Here is a 16,417-nt window from a genome sequence, read left to right as displayed (position 1 = left end):
CCGGCATCGCGAATCCGCTCCTCGTCTCCCTTGCCGGCATAGGCGGTCACCGCCAGCACCGGTATTGCGCGAAGGACCGAATCGACTTTCATCTGCGCGATCAGTTCGAGCCCCGACACATTGGGCAACTGGATATCCATGATCACGAGATTGGGTACGAATTGGCGCGCGCTGTCGAGTGCCTGCAGCCCGTCGGCCACCGGCTCGACCGCGAAGCCGTTGGCCTTCAACACGTCGCAGAAGAGCTTTCGATTGAGATCGTTGTCCTCGACAACGAGGATGCGCTTTGCCACTGGCCATTCCCTTCGAGCGACACCATCTATTGTCTCTGAAGGAGCGTGACAATTCTTCGTGAGCCCAAATCACCGAACGACCCGGAGGCGCTGGCGCTTGCCGCGCTGGGCTGGGTGCTGTCGGACGAACACCGGGCCCGGCGCTTGCTTGCCTTGACCGGACTGACGCCCGAAGCGTTGCGGGAAGGTCTCCAGGAGCGTGGGGTCCTGGCGGCCGTGCTTGAATTCCTGACCGCGCACGAACCCGATCTCATTGCGGCGGCCCATGAATTGGGGATCGAACCGGCCGAACTTGCCGCGGCGGCGCGGGGGCTGGTCCAATGAGCCGTCCGCTGATCGTGTCCGATTGCGACGAGGTGCTGCTCCACATGGTCGCCCATTTCCGCGACTATCTCGGCGAGGAGCACGGGGTCGAATTTCGCTGGGAGGGCGGCAATTTTGCCGATGCGATGCGCTATCGCCGGGACGGCGAACCGCTCGCCGAAGAGGAAATGTGGCGCCTGCTGAACCTGTTCTTCGACAGCGAGATGCATCGCCAGACCCCGATTGCGGGAGCGGTCGAAGCGGTCGGAGAGCTGGGAGAAGTTGCCGATATCGTGATCCTGACCAATCTCAAGGACCACCGGATGGAAAAGCGGGCGCATCAGCTAGCCAACCATGGCATCCATGCCCGCGTCTTCACCAACCAGGGCCCCAAGGGTCCGGCGCTCAGGGCGATAATCGAGGAATACCGGCCGAACCGCGCCTTCTTCATCGACGACATCGCCAAGCACCATGAATCGGTGGCGGAAGAGGCTTCCCATGTGACCCGCCTGCATTTTTGCGGCGAGCCGCTGGTTGCGCCCTATATCGAATGTGCCCATGTAGCGGGCCACGCCCATGCAAGGATCGACAAATGGTCCGAGGCCTTGCCGTGGCTGCTGGAGCGGATGGGAGAGGAACAGGGATGACGATTGACGCGCGGCTGGCCGAACTGGGCATCACCTTGCCGGAACCGGCTGCCCCGGTTGCCGCCTATGTTCCGGCGGTGGAAGCTGGTGGATTGCTCCATATCTCGGGCCAGCTCCCCTTCATCGACGGGTCGCTGGTGACCGGGCGGCTGGGCGAGGACGTCTCGCTCGATGAAGGCCATGCCGCAGCGCGGGCCTGCGGGCTGATGATCCTCGCGCAGGCCAGGGCTGCGCTCGGCTCGCTCGATCGGGTCGAGCGGGTGGTGAAGCTCGGCGGGTTCGTCAATTCGACGGGCAATTTCACCGACCAGCCCAAGGTCGTGAACGGCGCGTCCGAGCTGATGGCCGAGATTTTCGGTGAGGCCGGAAAACATGCCCGCAGCGCCGTTGGCGTGCCTGTCCTTCCGCTCGGTGCGGCTGTGGAAGTGGATGCGATTCTTGCCGTCAGGCCTGCTTGACCGCTGGTTTGCGCCGCCTCCCCACCAGAGCCGCACGGCCTGGCTCGGCAGGCATGAATATGCCCATCGCGGCCTGCATTCCCCCGGTGTTCCGGAAAACTCGATCTCGGCCTTCGCCGCAGCGATTGCGCGCGGCATGGGCATGGAATGCGATGTCCAGAAGAGCGCCGACGGCGAGGCCATGGTGTTCCATGACTGGGAGCTCGATCGACTGACCGACGATCAAGGCGAAGTCGTCGCAAGGAGTTCTGGCGAGCTTGCCCGAATCACGCTCAAGGGCAGCAATGACCGGATTCCCACGCTGCGCGACCTGCTGGGCCTCATCCGGGGCCGGCAACCGCTCCTGATCGAAATCAAATCGAAGCGGACCATTCAGCCGGATCCGCTCTGCCTTGCGGTCATGCGGGCGCTCGAAGGCTATCATGGGCCACATGCGGTGATGAGCTTCGACCCGCGCGTGGTCCATTGGTTCCGGACCCATTCGCCGAATACGCTGCGCGGCCTGGTGGTGACCGAGGAGAACGCACGGAGCCTGCCTTGGCGGCTTTACCGCCACTGGTGCATTTGGCACGGCAGGCCGGATTTCCTGGCCTACGACGTCCGCGATTTCCCGAGCAATTTTGCCGCCAGCCAGCGGGCCAGGGGGCTGCCTGTGCTGACCTGGACGGTCCGATCTCCGGAGCTGAGGAGGATCGCGGCCGAATTTGCCGATGCGCCGATTGCCGAAGGCGCGGGGGTTGCTACACTTCGAACATGAGCGATTCCCCGTCGATCACCGCCCGCATTGCCCAGGCGGTCGGCGATCTCCCACAAGCGCAATGGGACGCCCTGGCCGGAAGCGACAACCCCTTCGTCAGCCATGCCTTCCTCACGGCACTCGAAGATTCCGGCAGCGTCGGACCCGGCACCGGCTGGAGCGCGCTGCCGATCGTGATCGAGGATGCGGAGGGCAGGTTGGCAGCCGCCTTGCCGTCTTATCTCAAGACCCACAGCCAGGGCGAATATGTGTTCGATCATAACTGGGCCGATGCATGGCATCGCGCGGGAGGCAAATACTATCCCAAGCTGCAGATTGCGGTGCCGTTCACGCCGGCGAACGGGCCGCGCATCTTGTTGAAGGACGTCTCCCTCGCCACGCCGTTGCTCCGTGCCGCCGAAACACTATGCGAGCGTGAGGGACTTTCGTCGGCACACGCGACCTTCATCGAACCGCGGCAACTCCCTCTGTTCGAAGCCGTCGGATGGCTGCCGCGCAGCGACATCCAGTTCCATTGGTTCAATCGCGGTTACGGGAGTTTCGATGATTTCCTTGCCGTGCTGTCATCGCGCAAGCGCAAGAATCTGCGCAAGGAGCGGCAGGCGGCAACGGAGGGCCTGATGATCCGTTCGCTGTCGGGCGACGATATCAAGCCGGAGCACTGGGATGCATTCTGGCGCTTCTACCAGGACACCGGATCGCGAAAATGGGGGACTCCCTATCTCACGCGCGAGGCGTTCGACCTGTTCGGCGAACGCATGGCCGACCGGATCCTGCTGGTCCTCGCGTTCGAGGACGGTCGGCCGATCGCGGGCGCACTCAATTTCATCGGGACCGAAGCGCTCTACGGGCGCTATTGGGGCTGCCTGGCGGACCGGCCGTTCCTGCATTTCGAGCTGTGCTATTACCAGGCGATCGATGCCGCGATCGATCGGGGACTGTCGCGGGTGGAAGCGGGGGCGCAGGGCGGCCACAAGATCGCCCGTGGCTATGAACCGGTCCAGACATGGTCGGCGCACTGGATTGCCGACCCGGGATTTCGTGCAGCGGTCGCCGAGTTTCTCGGGCGCGAACGCCGCGGCGTTGCCGCCGACACCATCTATCTCGGCGAACGGACGCCGTTCAGGAAGGGCTGAACGTCAGGCGGCCCTGCGAGCGTTGGCCGAAAGCCATTCGCGGGCGCGCCGCTGGGCCTCCGCGATTTCGCGGGCGGACATCTCGTCCGAAACATCGGCCCGGCACCACGCAGCCTCCTCGTGGCCCCGCGCGGCGGCGATATTGAACCACTTATGCGCTTCGACAAGGTCGCACTGGACCCCGTGGCTGGCGGTCGAATAGGCAACCCCCAGATCGTAAAAGGCATTGATGTCGCCGGCTGAAGCTGCGGCAAGGCAGCTGGCAATCAGCATGCTTTCGCTCTTGGCATTCCTTGAAGTAGCCGGGACGGCCTTTCCGGTCTGCCTGATCACGTTCATTTCCATGAACTGTCCCCCCTGTTTCGGGCGGCCCCTGCCGCCGTCGAGGAGAGCTTCCGCCTCGCATGGTCAACAAATAGTTAACAATGCTGAAAAAAGTGGATTCCGCGCGAAATTCGCCGCAACCGGGCCGTTGTTCGCCCGGGCTTCATTTTGGGACGGCGACCGGCGCGATTGGAACTTGTATGCCTCATGGCCTGCCCCTATAGGCGCGCCAACCCAACCGGACAGCGCCACCGGACTTATCCGGGGCGAGCAGGGAAACAGCCGGTTCCCGGGAGAGGATTTTGAACGGAGAGCCCAATGGCTTCGCTTGCCGGTGACGACATAGATATTTTGGCCAAGGCCAGGCGATCGCTCGACAGCGATTATACGCCGTCCGAAGATGAAGAATACATGAGCCCCAAGCAGTTGGAATTCTTCAGGAATCTACTTGCAGAGTGGAAAAGGTCGATTGTCTCGGCCTCCGAAGGGACATTGCAGTCGCTCCAGGATGGCCCGATCCGCGAGCCCGACCTCAACGACCGCGCCTCGAGTGAGACCGATTGGGGGATCGAACTGCGGACCCGCGACCGCCAGCGCAAGCTGATTTCCAAGATCGATTCCGCCCTGCGCCGGATCGACAAGGGCGATTACGGCTATTGCGAGGTGACCGGCGATCCGATCGGCATAAAGCGCCTGATCGCCCGCCCGATCGCGACCATGACGGTCGAGGCCCAGGAAGCCCATGAGCGGCGCGAAAAGGTCTCCCGCGACGATTGATTGCCTGGACGGAACGCCCGATTTGCGACCGAGACAGGGTTAAGGCTTTATTTGCCAGTTTCGCGCTATTGGTGTCTCGTCAATCGACAGGTGTCGATTGGTCGCGGCGGGCAATCGTGCCCGTCGGGTGAAGGACGAGATCGCGTAACGATGAGCCAGGTTGAAGCACGCCAGCTGAATCGTGACAGCCTGTTCCTGATGGCCAACATCAAGGTCGAAGGGGATCCGTCGGGTCTCGAATACCGCGTAAAGGTGCGCAATCTTTCCTCGGGCGGAATGATGGCCGAGGGCGTGTTTGAAGCCGCCCGCGGCGCTGCGCTCAAGGTCGAGTTGCGCAATATCGGATGGGTCAGGGGCTCGGTCGCTTGGCGGCAGGGAAACCGCTTCGGCATCGCCTTCGACGACGAAATCGATCCCCGGAATGCGCGGGGCCACGCGATTTCGGGCGGCAGGGATTCGGACACGCCGCGATTCGTTCGCCCACCGCTCAAGCAATCGGCTCCCGAACCTTCGAAGATCCGAAAGATCTGACAGTCACCGACTCCCATTGAAGCCGAGGGGCGCTGGCTCTAGCTTCGGCCGATGATCCGCATCCTGCTCCCGGCATTGCCAATCGCCCTCATGTTGTCCGCTTGCGGCAGCGAGGAAAAGGGCGCGCTGGAGATCGCGGTGATCGGGAGCGAGAATGGTCCTTTCGAAGAGGGAACCCGGCTCTCGTTGGCCGGGCAGAATATCCGGGCAGCGACGGCCGAGGGCCTGGTCGGTCACGACCCGTCCGGCCAGGTGGCCCCGGCGCTTGCCGAGCGCTGGATCGTGACCGAGGATGGGCGCAGCTACATCTTTCGCTTGCGGGACAGCGATTGGCCGAACGGCGGGGAGCTGACGGCCGAGAGCGTGGTTGCCGAATTGCAGCGCGTGGTCCGCGAGCTTGCGGGAACTTCGCTGGGATACGACCTTGCGCAGATATCCGAGATCCGCGCGATGGCCCAGCGCGTGGTCGAAATCCGTCTCAAGGGGCCGATGCCGGATTTCCTGCAATTGCTGGCCCAGCCCGAGCTCGGCCTCCGGCGCGAGGGGGTGGGCAATGGGCCGATGACGATGAGCCGGGAGGAAGGCACCGCCATCCTGGCGATGATGCCACCTGAAGCAATGGGGCTGCCGCCGCGGGAGAATTGGCAGGATAACACAAGAGTGCTCAGGGTCCGGGGCATGCCCGCCGAACAGGCAGTCAGCGGCTTTTACGACGGCACCTACGACCTGGTTCTCAACGGCAGGATCGAAACGCTGCCGCTTGTGCGAACCGGCGCCCTGTCGCGTTCCTATGCGCGGCTCGACCCGGCGATCGGCCTTTTCGGGCTGATGGTCAGGCGCACCAGCGGCTTCCTCGACGATCCCGTTCGGCGCGAGGCAGTCGCCATGGCGATCGACCGCGAAGGCATCATGACGCCCTTCAATCTAGGCGATTGGGCGCCCACGACCAGGCTGGTCGCGCCGGGCATGCAGGGCGATCTCGGCACTATCGGGGAGCGCTGGACGGAGATGACCCTCGCTTCGCGCTGGGAAACCGCTTCCCGGCGGGTTGCGGCGTGGCGGGCTGAAAATGGCGGAAGAGAAGTGCGGCTTACGATCGAGCTTCCCGAAGGCCCGGGTTCGGATATCCTGTTCGACAGCCTTGCGGGCGACCTGTCGGGTGCGGGCATAACGCTCATCCGGACCGAAGCAGGCAGCCGCGGCCAACTCTACCTGCTCGACCGGACCGCCCGCTATGCCGGGGTCCGCTGGTTCCTCAACCAGTTCAATTGCGGCCTGCGGCGCGGTGTCTGTTCAGCAGATGCGGACTTCCTCGTGTCCGAAGCGGTGGCATCGAACGATCCGGCGGAACAGGTTGCCTTGCTCGCGGAGGCCGAGGCGGAACTGACCCGCACCAACGCTTTCATTCCGCTCGGCCAGCCGGTGCGCTGGTCGCTCGTCGGCTCGGCGGTGACCGGCTTTGAACCCAACCGCTGGAATTTCCATTCCTTGCCACATCTGGCGACGATCCCCAGATAAGGCCAAAGGAGTCCTGCCATGGCGGACAGCCAACGCCCCAGGGTGATCGGCATTGAACTGAACACCGGCACCGATCCGGCGGCCATTCGCCAGCGGATCGAGATGCTTGAAATGGTCCTGGAGCGCAGCTTCGAAATTCCCGGCCTCGGGCGCAAGATCGGGCTCGACGCGATTGTCGGCCTCGTGCCGGTGCTGGGCGATATATTCGCCGCGGTCATGGGTTCCTACCTGATCTGGGAGGCGCGCAATCTCGGCCTGCCGAAATGGAAGCTCTGGCGCATGGCCGGAAATATCCTGTTCGATACGGGAGTTGGCGCGGTTCCGCTGGTGGGCGACGCGTTCGACCTGTTCTTCCGTTCCAACACCCGCAATCTCAGGATCGTCAAGCGGCATCTCGACAAGCATCATCCCGCGACGCAAGTTATCGAAGGCTAGTCCCGAAACCTCAGGCCTCGAGTTCGATGTCCCAGTAGAGCCAGTCGCGCCAGGTTTCGTGGAGATAGTTGGGCGGGAAGCCCTTGCCGTGCTGCTGCAATTGCCAGCTGGTGGGCCGGATCGGCTGCACCAGCAGCGGCATTCGCGCCTGGGCAGGGGTCCTGCCGCCCTTCTTCATGTTGCACGGCGCGCAGGCGGTGGCGACATTTTCCCAGGTCGTCCTGCCGCCAAGCCGGCGGGGGATCACGTGGTCGAAAGTCAGGTGCGCGTGGCCACCGCAATACTGGCAGGCAAAGCGGTCGCGCAGGAACACGTTGAAGCGGGTGAATGCAGGGAATTCGTTGGGCTTCACGAATTGCCGCAGCGCGATCACCGAGGGGATCTTCATGTCGAGCGAAGGCGAATGGACCTGCCGGTCGTAACTCGCCACGATATCGACCCGTTCGAGGAACACCGCCTTGATCGCCGTCTGCCACGGCCACAGGCTCAGCGGGTAATAGGACAGCGGCGTGTAATCGGCATTGAGCACCAGCGCGGGGCAGGATTCCAGCTGCCGCAAAGGATCGCCTTCCGCACTTCGGAAATGTGCTGCCCGTTCGATCAGTTCGGCCTTGAACACGGTGCCGTTTCCTTCCTGATGCGCGCAAAGGAGCATTTGCCGCGCGAAAGAGTCAACCCTGTTACAAATTGCGATTCCACAGGAAATTTGCTGTGGCAGTGCTTTCCCAGGCGGAATTTTCGATGATCGTTACCCGGTTTGCCCCCAGTCCGAACGGTTCGCTCCATCTGGGCCATGCTTTCTCGGCGATCGTCGCCCACGACCTTGCGAGGGAGCGCGGAGGCCGCTTCCTGTTCCGGATCGAGGATATCGACGGTGCCCGCAGCCGCCCGGAGCTGGCCGAGGAATTCCGGGCGGACCTCGCCTGGCTGGGGCTCGCTTGGGAGGAGGTCCCGGCGCAATCCACCCGCATGCACGCTTACGAAGCGGCGGCGACAAGGTTGCGCGAGGCCGGCTTGATCTATCCTTGCGCCTGCACCCGGGCGGAGATCGCCGCTGCGTCGATCGCGAAGGGACCGGATGGCCCCATCTACCCCGGAACCTGCAAGGGCCGCCAAGTCGACCCGGAGGGAAGGGTTGCCTGGCGGCTCGACATGGAAGAGGCGCTCGCGAGGGTCGGCGAACTTGAGTGGTTCGACGAACGCGCCGGCCTGCAGCAGGCCACGCCGCAGCGGTTCGGCGACGTGGTCCTGCTGCGCAAGGATGCTCCCGCCAGTTACCATCTGGCGGCAACGCTCGACGATGCGGCAGATGGAGTTACCCTTGTCACACGGGGAATGGACCTGTTCGAAGCCAGCCATCTCCACCGCCTGCTCCAGGCCCTGCTCGGCTTGCCTGTACCTGCCTGGCATCACCACCCTTTGCTGCTCGACGCGCAAGGGAGCAAGCTCGCCAAGCGTCGGGGCTCGCCGTCGCTTGCCGATCGCCGCAAGTCGGGCGATGACGGGCAAGCGCTGGCTCACGCATTGCGGTCTGGTGAACTGCCTGCTGGAATTTCGCTCGGCGAGGGCCTAGATAGCCGGCCATGAGCACATTCCTCATCATCGTACTCGTTGGCCTGATGATCATGGTCGTGGTCTCGCTGGTGCGCGGGATCATCGCCTTCCTGCAGACCACCAGGCAGGACATCGATGCCGGGGGCGACGGCAATATCCGCGAGATGCAGCTCAAGCAGAACCAGATGATGTTCGCGCGGATCAAGTACCAGGCACTGGCCGTGGGCGTCGTTTTCATCCTGCTCATGATTTCGCGCTAGCCAACGCTGGCATCGCCCCCGCGGAGCGGCTAGTTACGCCGTTGCTGCAACGGCGAAGGAAATTGGCGAATGGACAGGATCGGCATCATCGGCGCCGGACAGATGGGCTCCGGAATTGCCCAGGTCGCGGCCCAGGCCGGATACGGCGTGATGCTGGCCGATATCGACCTGGCGCTGGCCGAAGCGGCGAAAGACAGGATCGGCAAGCAGCTCGCCCGCCTGGTCGAAAAGGAGAAGGTTGCGGCAAGCGCGGCCGCCGCCACCCTGGAACGGATCGCCCCGGTGGCCGATTATGGCCCCATGGCGGAAGCCGGGTTCATCATCGAAGCGGCGACCGAACGCGAGGAGATCAAGCGCGCGATCTTCGATAGCGCCGGCAAGGTCTTGGGTCCCCAGGCAATCCTCGCCAGCAATACCAGTTCGATTCCGATCACGCGGATGGCCGCCTCGGTTCCCGATCCGGCCCGCTTCATCGGGCTGCATTTCTTCAATCCTGTCCCGCTGATGCAACTGGTCGAAGTCATTCCCGGCCTCGCAACCAGCGAGGAAACCACCGGCCGGACAAGCAGGTTCGGCGAAAGCCTGGGCAAGCAGGTCGTCCTGAGCGGGGACGAGCCGGGTTTTGTCGTCAACCGGATCCTGCTGCCCATGCTCAACGAGGCCTGTTTCGTACTCGGCAGCGGCACGGCCGGCGTCGCCGATATCGACAAGGGTTGCCGCCTTGGGCTCAACCACCCGATGGGCCCGCTGGAATTGGCCGACTATATCGGCCTCGATACCTGCCTGGAAATCGTCAAGGTCATCTTCGAGAGCACAGGGGATTCGAAATACCGCCCGGCGCCGCTGCTGGCGAAATATGTCGATGCCGGGTGGCTGGGGCGCAAGTCCGGGCGCGGCTTTTACGACTATTCGGGCGGTGAGCCGGTCCCGACCGCCTGAGCGGGGTCGCGCAGGGGCTTACTCGGCTCCGACATCGAATTCGTCGCCGGATTCGTCGGCTGGTTCGTCGGCAAAGCTCTGGTCCTCCTCCGGTGTCGGATCGAAACCGTCGGCGCTGTCGATCAAATCCTCGTCGGGCGTGAAGCCCATCGGAAGATCGTCCGGAGCGAATTCGCCAGTTTCGGCGAGATCTTCGGCGGCCGTCGAAGGATCGACGCCGATCTCGTCCAACCCAGCCTCCGGGTTGCTCTGCGCCAGATCGGCGGGAGGCTGGGTATTGCTGTAAAGCTCTCGGTCTCCGCCACCGCGGAACAGCTGCCCGATGGCCAGGATGAAAATGACGAAGGCGAGTACCGCCAGTTTGTTCTTCATCAGGAACTGGTACATGGGCTTCATCCTAGCAGGGAAAAGTTAACCATCCGTCGCCAGCAAGAGACGCTTCAATTCATAGACGAGCTTGAGCGCCTCGCGAGGTGAGAGCGAATCCGCCTCGATGGCCTCGAGGCGTTCGCGAACGGGATCGCTCTCCTTTACCTCTTCATCGGCGGTCGAGGCAAACAGCGGCAGGTCACCCAGGCCTGCCGCAAGGCCGCCGGTCTGCTGGCGCCCCTCCTCCAGCCGGTCGAGCACCGCCTTGGCGCGTGCGACGACCGGGGCGGGGACACCCGCCAGCCGCGCTACCGCCAGGCCATAGGACCGGTCTGCCGGTCCCGACCCCAATTCATGGAGCAGGACCAGCTCGCCCTTCCACTCGCGCGCCCGGACATGGTGGAGCGACAAGGCATCGCAGGTTTCGGCGAGTCGCGCGAGCTCGTGATAATGGGTAGCAAACAGGCAGCGGCAACGGATCGTCTCGTGAATGGCTTCGGCGACCGCCCAGGCGAGGGCGAGCCCGTCATAGGTCGAAGTGCCGCGCCCGACTTCGTCGAGAATGACGAAGCTTCTGTCCGTGGCTTGCGCCAGGATCGCAGCCGTCTCGACCATCTCGACCATGAAGGTAGACTGCCCGCGAGCTAGATTGTCCGAAGCGCCGACCCGGCTGAACAACCGGTCGACCAATCCGATCCTGGCGCTGTCGGCGGGAACGAAACCGCCGGCCTGGGCCAGCAGCACGATCAGCGCATTCTGCCGCAGGAATGTCGATTTGCCGCCCATGTTCGGCCCGCCGATCAGCCACAGCCGATCGTCGGGCGTGAGCCGGCAATCGTTCGCCACAAACCGCTCGCCCCGCGACTTCAAGGCGGCTTCGACCACCGGATGCCGGCCGGCCCCGATTTCGATTTCGCGACTTTCCCCGAGGTCGGGCCGGCACCAATTGTCTTCTGCCGCCCTTTCGGCCTGGCCCGCGGCCACGTCGAGCCGGGCGAGGGCAGCCGCCGTGGATGCGATCGTGCGGCTCGAACCTGCGACTTCTTCCACCATATGCTCGAAATGGGCTTCCTCCGCGGCCAGCGCGTGGCCGCCGGCTTCGGCGATCCTGCTCGCCTCTTCGTGCAGTTGGAGCGAATTGAAGCGCACCGCATTGGCCATGGTCTGGCGGTGGGTAAAGCCGCTCTCCGCCGTCATGAGCTTGTCCGCATGCTTGGCGGGCACCTCGATGAAATATCCGAGCACGCCATTATGCCGGATCTTGAGCGCGGCGATTCCCGTCTCGTCGCGATAACGGGCTTCCATGGCAGCAATCGCGCGGCGGGCATTGCCGGCTACGGCGCGCAATTCGTCGAGTGCGGCGTCGTAGCCCTCGGCGATAAAGCCGCCCTGGCCGCGCTCGGTTGGCGGTGCCGGCACCAGCGCTCGGGCAAGCAGGTCGACCAGCGCGCCGTGCCCTCCCAGCCGGGGCAGGAGATCGTCCAGCAATGGAGGGCGATCCGTTTTCCCCTGAAGGAAGTCGCGGATCCGGCGGGCCTCGGCCAGGCCGTCGCGTATCTGGCCAAGGTCGCGCGGGCTGCCGCGACCGGCAACCACGCGCCCCAGCGCCCGGCCGATATCGGGCGAAGCGCGCAACACTTCGCGCAGGTCCGCGCGCAACAGCGGATCGTCGTGAAAGAATTGGACCAGCGAGAGGCGTGCATTGATCGCAGCAGCCGATGTCAGAGGAGCAGAGAGGTCTTCCGCCAATTGCCGTGCACCAGCACCGGTCAGGCAGCGATCGATGGCTGCAACCAGGCTGCCTTGCCGGCCTCCTTGCTGGCTGGTGAGGATTTCGAGACTCGCGCGGGTGGCCGCATCCATCGCGAGCTGTTCGCTCCCTGATTTCATGACAGGCGGCAGCAGGAAGGGAAGTTTTCCCCGTCCGGCGTGGTCGAGATAGGCGATCAGCCCGCCCGCTGCCGCCAGCATCGCGCGTGAGAACGCCCCGAAGGCGTCGAGCGTGGCGACGGAATGTGCCTGCTTCAACAGTGCTTCGCCATGCTCGCTCGCAAATTGGGAGCGCGGCCGTTCGATCGCTCCATCCGGCGCTTCGCTCCAGCCTTCGGGCACCACCACTTCGCTTGCACCCATTCGCGCCAGCGCAGCGTCCTTAGCTTCGGGGGCGCACTCCTCGAGCTCGAAGCGACCGGTCGAAATGTCGCAACAGGCGATGCCGCAAGTGCCGCGGATGTCGCAGATCGCCGCCAGCAAATTTGCCCGCCGCGGCTCGAGCAGCGCTTCCTCGGTCAGCGTCCCGGCGGTGACGAAACGGATGATATCGCGCTTCACCAGTGCCTTGGAACCGCCGCGCGCCCTTGCCTCTTCGGGCGTTTCGACCTGTTCGGCTATCGCCACCCGGCAACCAGCCTTGATCAGGCGCGCGAGATAGCCCTCCGCGGCATGGACCGGCACCCCGCACATCGGTACCGGCATGCCGCCATGTTCGCCGCGACTGGTCAGCGCGATATCGAGCACCTGGCTTGCCTTCCTCGCATCGTCGAAGAACAGTTCGAAAAAGTCGCCCATGCGGTAGAACAGCAGGCAATCGCCGGCTTCGCGCTTGAGCGCGAAATACTGCTCCATCATCGGGGTGGTGCCGCTCGCCATGGTCTGTTGGCGTAAACGGCAATTCGATGATTCGGGAGGGCAGGGTGACAAGCTTTCCCCTATCGCGTCGCCCGATGTCGCGTTAGTGCAGGGCGCAACACGGAGGATGTCCTTGGCCGACGAAGACAAGCAGAGTTTTACGACCCGCGAGGCGCTGTTCTATCATCAGACCATTCGCCCCGGCAAAATCGAGATCATTCCCTCGAAGCCGGTGGCGACCCAGCGCGACCTGAGCCTGGCCTATTCCCCCGGCGTTGCCGCGCCGGTCGAGGCGATCGCGGCCGATCCGGCGGCGGCCTATGAGTATACCGCGAAGGGCAACCTCGTGGCGGTGATATCGAACGGCACGGCGATCCTTGGCATGGGCAATCTCGGCGCGCTCGCTTCCAAGCCGGTGATGGAAGGCAAGGCGGTGCTGTTCAAGCGCTTCGCCGACGTCGATTCGATCGACATCGAACTCGCCACCGAAGACCCGCAGGCCTTTATCGATGCAGTGGCGCTGATGGAGCCGACTTTCGGCGGGATCAATCTCGAAGACATCAAGGCGCCCGAATGCTTCATCATCGAGCAGGCGCTGCGCGAGCGAATGAACATCCCGGTGATGCACGACGACCAGCACGGCACCGCGATCATCGCCGCGGCCGGGCTGATCAACGCCTGCCATATCACCGGTCGCCGGCTCAAGGACGCGAAGATCGTGGTCAACGGCGCGGGAGCCTCGGCGATCGCCTGTACCGCGTTGATCAAGGCGATGGGCGCGCGGCACGAGAACGTCACCATGTGCGACAGCAAGGGCGTGATCTATCTCGGGCGCGAGAATGTCGACCAGTTCAAGTCGGCCCATGCGATCGAGACCAAGGCACGGACCTTGGGTGAGGCGCTCAAGGGGGCGGACATTTTCCTCGGCCTCTCGGTCAAGGACGCGGTCAGTCCCGAAATGATCAAGTCGATGGCGAAGAAGCCGATCATCTTTGCCATGGCCAATCCCGATCCCGAGATTACTCCGCCGGAGGCAAAGGAAGTTCGCCCCGATTGCATCGTCGCCACCGGCCGTTCGGATTTTCCCAACCAGGTCAACAACGTGCTCGGCTTCCCCTTCATTTTTCGGGGCGCGCTCGACGTGCGCGCGACCGCCATCAACGAGGAGATGAAGATCGCCGCGGCCGAGGCGATCGCCGAACTCGCGCGGGAGAGTGTACCCGAAGAAGTCGCCGCGGCCTATGGCGTGAGCCACCAATTCGGCAGCGACTACATCATCCCCGCACCGTTCGATCCGAGGCTGATGGAACGCGTCTCTGCCGCCGTTGCCAAGGCGGCGATGGATTCGGGCGTAGCGCAACGCCCGATCGAGGATTTCGACGCCTATCGCCTGAGCCTCAAGGCTCGGCTGAACCCGACCACCTCGGTACTCACACAGGTCTATGCCGATGCCCAGGCCGATCCGAAGCGCGTTGTCTTCGCCGAGGCCGAGGAGGAGGTCGTGCTGCGCGCCGCGATCCAGTTCAAGGATTTCGGCTATGGCATTCCGGTGCTGGTCGGGCGCACCCAGGCCGTGCGCGACAAGCTCAAGGAGCTCGGAGTCGACGATCCCGACGAGTACGAGATCCAGAATTCGGCGGTTTCCGAACATGTTCCCGGCATGGTCGATTATCTCTATGCCCGGCTCCAGCGGCGCGGCCATACCGAGCGCGACGTGCGCCGGATGGTCAACCAGGAGCGCAACATCTTCGCTTCGCTGCTGGTCGCGCTGGGCCATGGCGACGCGATGATCTCGGGCCTGACCCGCACCTTTGCCCAGACCATGCGCGAAGTGCGGCTGGTGCTCGATCCCAAGCCCGGCGAGATTCCCTTCGGCATCCATTTGATGATCGGCAAGAACTACACGGTGTTCCTCGCCGATACGACCATCAACGAGCGCCCGAGCGCCGCCGAGCTGGCGCATATTGCGCGCGCAACGGCAGGCGTGGCGCGGCGGCTGGGACATGAGCCGCGGGTGGCGTTCCTGTCCTATTCGACATTCGGCAACCCGCCGGGCAAATGGCTCGAGAACATTCGCGACGCGGTGGCGATCCTCGATGCCGAGGATCCCGGTTTCGAATTCGAAGGAGAAATGGGGCCCGATGCCGCGCTCAATCCCAAGGTCATGAAGCTCTATCCCTTCAGCCGCCTGTCGGCCCCGGCGAATGTCCTCGTCATGCCCGGCCTGCAATCGGCCAATCTCTCGGCCAAGCTGCTGCGCGAACTGGCCGGCAATGCCGTGATCGGCCCGATGCTGGTGGGGATGGAAAAGCCGGTCCAGATCGCCCCGATGACGGCGCTCGCCCCCGATGTGCTGACCCTGGCAGTGCTTGCAAGTGCGGGCGTGGTGAGCTGAGCGTCACTGCATGGCGGTATAGATCCCGTAGCCGCTGGTCAGCGTCAGCACCACGCCGACCAGGATCAGCATCTGCTTGGCGGGGAAATGCTTGGCTGCCCAGGCTCCGAACGGGGCGGCCGCCACTCCGCCGATCAACAGGCCCAATGTCGCCCCGGCCAGGTCGGCAATGCCGAGATGATAGATGAAGGTCGCCGAAATGGTGAGCGTCAGGAAGAACTCGACGCTGTTGACGGTGCCGATCACGCGGCGGGGTTCGGCCCCCTGGATGAGCAGGTTCGAGGTTACCACCGGTCCCCATCCGCCACCGCCTACGGCAGAGAGAAATCCGCCGACTATGCCCAGCGGCGTGACGAACCTCGCTTCTCGCGGCACGTGCACATGCACGAAACCGCGCCACAGGAGATAGAGGCCGATCAGCGAAAGATAGGCCAGCACGAACGGCTTGACGATCCTGGCGTCGAGCGAGGTGACCAGGCTCACGCCGATCACGCCGCCGGCCACGCCGGGAACCAGAAGCAGCAGGAACAGGCGCCCGTCGATATTGCGATGCAACAGGTGGCTCAGGCCGGAAATCGCCGAGGTAAAGAACTGCACCAGGTTTACCCGCTGCGAAGCAAGCGCGGGCGGCATCCCCATCAAGGCGACAAGCAGCGTATTGCAGATCACCCCGAACGCCATGCCGAGCGCGCCGTCGACCAGTTGCGCGGCAAAGCCGACCGCAATGAATGGCAGGATCGCCCAGATGTCTATGCCAAGGAATTCCATCGCGCGCGGTTGCGCCAACCGCCCGGATTAGGAAAGCAAGTTTTTCTACTGTCCCTGCTGCCAATCTATCAGCGCCGGCGAAAGCGGAAGTACCACACTTCGTGCCCCTGCCGCCTGGCCTTGGCTTCGTAGCGGGTCTCGCACCAGCCGCCCGGCCGCCGCTGCCAGTCTTGCGGTCCCTCGACCAGCCATTCGAACTGGTCGCTATGGCGCCGCATCACCATCAGCGCGTGGCGAAGATAGACCGGCTGGTCGGTGCCGAAGCGGAATTCGCCGCCTGGCCTGAGCTTGGCCGCGAACAGGTCGACCGGCCCGTCATTCATCA

20 protein-coding genes are annotated in these 16,417 nt (G+C 64.0%); 13 read left to right on the top strand and 7 right to left on the bottom strand.

Annotated features, from left to right (window positions below):
• The coding region (locus AC16XC_RS02905) for a response regulator (protein WP_484033135.1) at positions 1-293 on the bottom strand (293 nt) is incomplete at its 3' end.
• A 45-nt stretch (positions 294-338) separates the two neighbouring features.
• Here AC16XC_RS02905 and AC16XC_RS02900 point away from each other — a divergent pair.
• From AC16XC_RS02900 to AC16XC_RS02880, 5 genes are read left to right on the top strand one after another with little or no spacing between them, the layout of a single operon-like run.
• Positions 339-617: a DUF3572 domain-containing protein gene (locus tag AC16XC_RS02900; protein WP_484033134.1), complete on the top strand. Its 279-nt coding sequence runs from the start codon at positions 339-341 to the stop codon at positions 615-617.
• On the top strand, positions 614-1,243 hold the full coding sequence (locus AC16XC_RS02895) for an HAD family hydrolase (protein ID WP_484033133.1): 630 nt from the start codon (positions 614-616) through the stop codon (positions 1,241-1,243). Before AC16XC_RS02900 ends, AC16XC_RS02895 begins: the two co-directional genes overlap by 4 nt.
• Positions 1,240-1,701, top strand: a complete 462-nt coding sequence (locus AC16XC_RS02890) for a RidA family protein (RefSeq protein WP_484033132.1) — start codon at positions 1,240-1,242, stop codon at positions 1,699-1,701. The genes AC16XC_RS02895 and AC16XC_RS02890 overlap by 4 nt, the downstream gene beginning before the upstream one ends.
• Positions 1,673-2,458 (top strand): glycerophosphodiester phosphodiesterase family protein, encoded by a 786-nt coding sequence (locus tag AC16XC_RS02885; protein WP_484033131.1) that lies wholly within the window; start codon positions 1,673-1,675, stop codon positions 2,456-2,458. The genes AC16XC_RS02890 and AC16XC_RS02885 overlap by 29 nt, the downstream gene beginning before the upstream one ends.
• A complete protein-coding gene (locus AC16XC_RS02880) occupies positions 2,455-3,594 on the top strand; it encodes a GNAT family N-acetyltransferase (RefSeq protein WP_484033130.1) in 1,140 nt (379 codons plus the stop codon). Before AC16XC_RS02885 ends, AC16XC_RS02880 begins: the two co-directional genes overlap by 4 nt.
• A 3-nt stretch (positions 3,595-3,597) precedes the next feature.
• Here the strand turns inward: AC16XC_RS02880 and AC16XC_RS02875 are convergent, their stop codons facing one another.
• A complete protein-coding gene (locus AC16XC_RS02875) occupies positions 3,598-3,867 on the bottom strand; it encodes an SEL1-like repeat protein (protein ID WP_484033137.1) in 270 nt (89 codons plus the stop codon).
• Between the two features lie 369 nt (positions 3,868-4,236).
• On the opposite strand from AC16XC_RS02875, the gene dksA reads away from it, so the two are divergent.
• The 4 genes from dksA to AC16XC_RS02855 all read left to right on the top strand — a co-directional run bounded on the left by dksA (position 4,237) and on the right by AC16XC_RS02855 (position 7,179).
• The gene (dksA, locus tag AC16XC_RS02870; protein ID WP_484033129.1) at positions 4,237-4,695 is read left to right on the top strand and encodes an RNA polymerase-binding protein DksA; all 459 of its coding nucleotides are present in this window, start codon (positions 4,237-4,239) and stop codon (positions 4,693-4,695) included.
• A gap of 150 nt (positions 4,696-4,845) precedes the next feature.
• The gene (locus tag AC16XC_RS02865; RefSeq protein ID WP_484033128.1) at positions 4,846-5,226 is read left to right on the top strand and encodes a PilZ domain-containing protein; all 381 of its coding nucleotides are present in this window, start codon (positions 4,846-4,848) and stop codon (positions 5,224-5,226) included.
• A gap of 51 nt (positions 5,227-5,277) precedes the next feature.
• The gene (locus AC16XC_RS02860; protein WP_484033127.1) at positions 5,278-6,744 is read left to right on the top strand and encodes an ABC transporter substrate-binding protein; all 1,467 of its coding nucleotides are present in this window, start codon (positions 5,278-5,280) and stop codon (positions 6,742-6,744) included.
• A gap of 18 nt (positions 6,745-6,762) precedes the next feature.
• Positions 6,763-7,179: a DUF4112 domain-containing protein gene (locus tag AC16XC_RS02855; protein WP_484033126.1), complete on the top strand. Its 417-nt coding sequence runs from the start codon at positions 6,763-6,765 to the stop codon at positions 7,177-7,179.
• Between the two features lie 10 nt (positions 7,180-7,189).
• On the opposite strand, the gene AC16XC_RS02850 is transcribed toward AC16XC_RS02855, so the two are convergent.
• Positions 7,190-7,798: an HNH endonuclease gene (locus AC16XC_RS02850; RefSeq protein ID WP_484033125.1), complete on the bottom strand. Its 609-nt coding sequence runs from the start codon at positions 7,796-7,798 to the stop codon at positions 7,190-7,192.
• 122 nt (positions 7,799-7,920) lie between these two features.
• On the opposite strand from AC16XC_RS02850, the gene gluQRS reads away from it, so the two are divergent.
• From gluQRS to AC16XC_RS02835, 3 genes are all read left to right on the top strand, one after another.
• Entirely contained in the window at positions 7,921-8,766 is an 846-nt protein-coding gene (gene gluQRS / locus AC16XC_RS02845) for a tRNA glutamyl-Q(34) synthetase GluQRS (protein ID WP_484033136.1), read from the top strand.
• On the top strand, positions 8,763-8,993 hold the full coding sequence (locus AC16XC_RS02840; RefSeq protein WP_484033124.1) for a hypothetical protein: 231 nt from the start codon (positions 8,763-8,765) through the stop codon (positions 8,991-8,993). The genes gluQRS and AC16XC_RS02840 overlap by 4 nt, the downstream gene beginning before the upstream one ends.
• A 69-nt stretch (positions 8,994-9,062) precedes the next feature.
• A complete protein-coding gene (locus AC16XC_RS02835; protein ID WP_484033123.1) occupies positions 9,063-9,932 on the top strand; it encodes a 3-hydroxyacyl-CoA dehydrogenase NAD-binding domain-containing protein in 870 nt (289 codons plus the stop codon).
• An 18-nt stretch (positions 9,933-9,950) separates the two neighbouring features.
• Here the strand turns inward: AC16XC_RS02835 and AC16XC_RS02830 are convergent, their stop codons facing one another.
• Positions 9,951-10,328, bottom strand: coding sequence for a hypothetical protein (locus AC16XC_RS02830; RefSeq protein ID WP_484033122.1), 378 nt, complete (start codon positions 10,326-10,328; stop codon positions 9,951-9,953).
• Between the two features lie 15 nt (positions 10,329-10,343).
• Positions 10,344-12,950, bottom strand: coding sequence for a DNA mismatch repair protein MutS (gene mutS / locus AC16XC_RS02825; RefSeq protein ID WP_484033121.1), 2,607 nt, complete (start codon positions 12,948-12,950; stop codon positions 10,344-10,346).
• Between the two features lie 112 nt (positions 12,951-13,062).
• On the opposite strand from mutS, the gene AC16XC_RS02820 reads away from it, so the two are divergent.
• Entirely contained in the window at positions 13,063-15,324 is a 2,262-nt protein-coding gene (locus tag AC16XC_RS02820; RefSeq protein ID WP_484033120.1) for an NADP-dependent malic enzyme, read from the top strand.
• A gap of 3 nt (positions 15,325-15,327) precedes the next feature.
• Here the strand turns inward: AC16XC_RS02820 and AC16XC_RS02815 are convergent, their stop codons facing one another.
• Both AC16XC_RS02815 and AC16XC_RS02810 read right to left on the bottom strand, forming a co-directional pair.
• On the bottom strand, positions 15,328-16,092 hold the full coding sequence (locus AC16XC_RS02815) for a sulfite exporter TauE/SafE family protein (protein WP_484033119.1): 765 nt from the start codon (positions 16,090-16,092) through the stop codon (positions 15,328-15,330).
• Positions 16,093-16,160: 68 nt separating this feature from the next.
• Positions 16,161-16,417 (bottom strand): class I SAM-dependent methyltransferase (locus AC16XC_RS02810; RefSeq protein WP_484033118.1); only part of this gene is annotated, 257 nt, incomplete at its 5' end.

This window comes from Candidatus Andeanibacterium sp., from assembly GCF_057143545.1.
The sequence above is the reverse complement of the archived record's forward strand: the minus strand, read 5'-3'. Positions and strand labels throughout refer to the sequence as shown.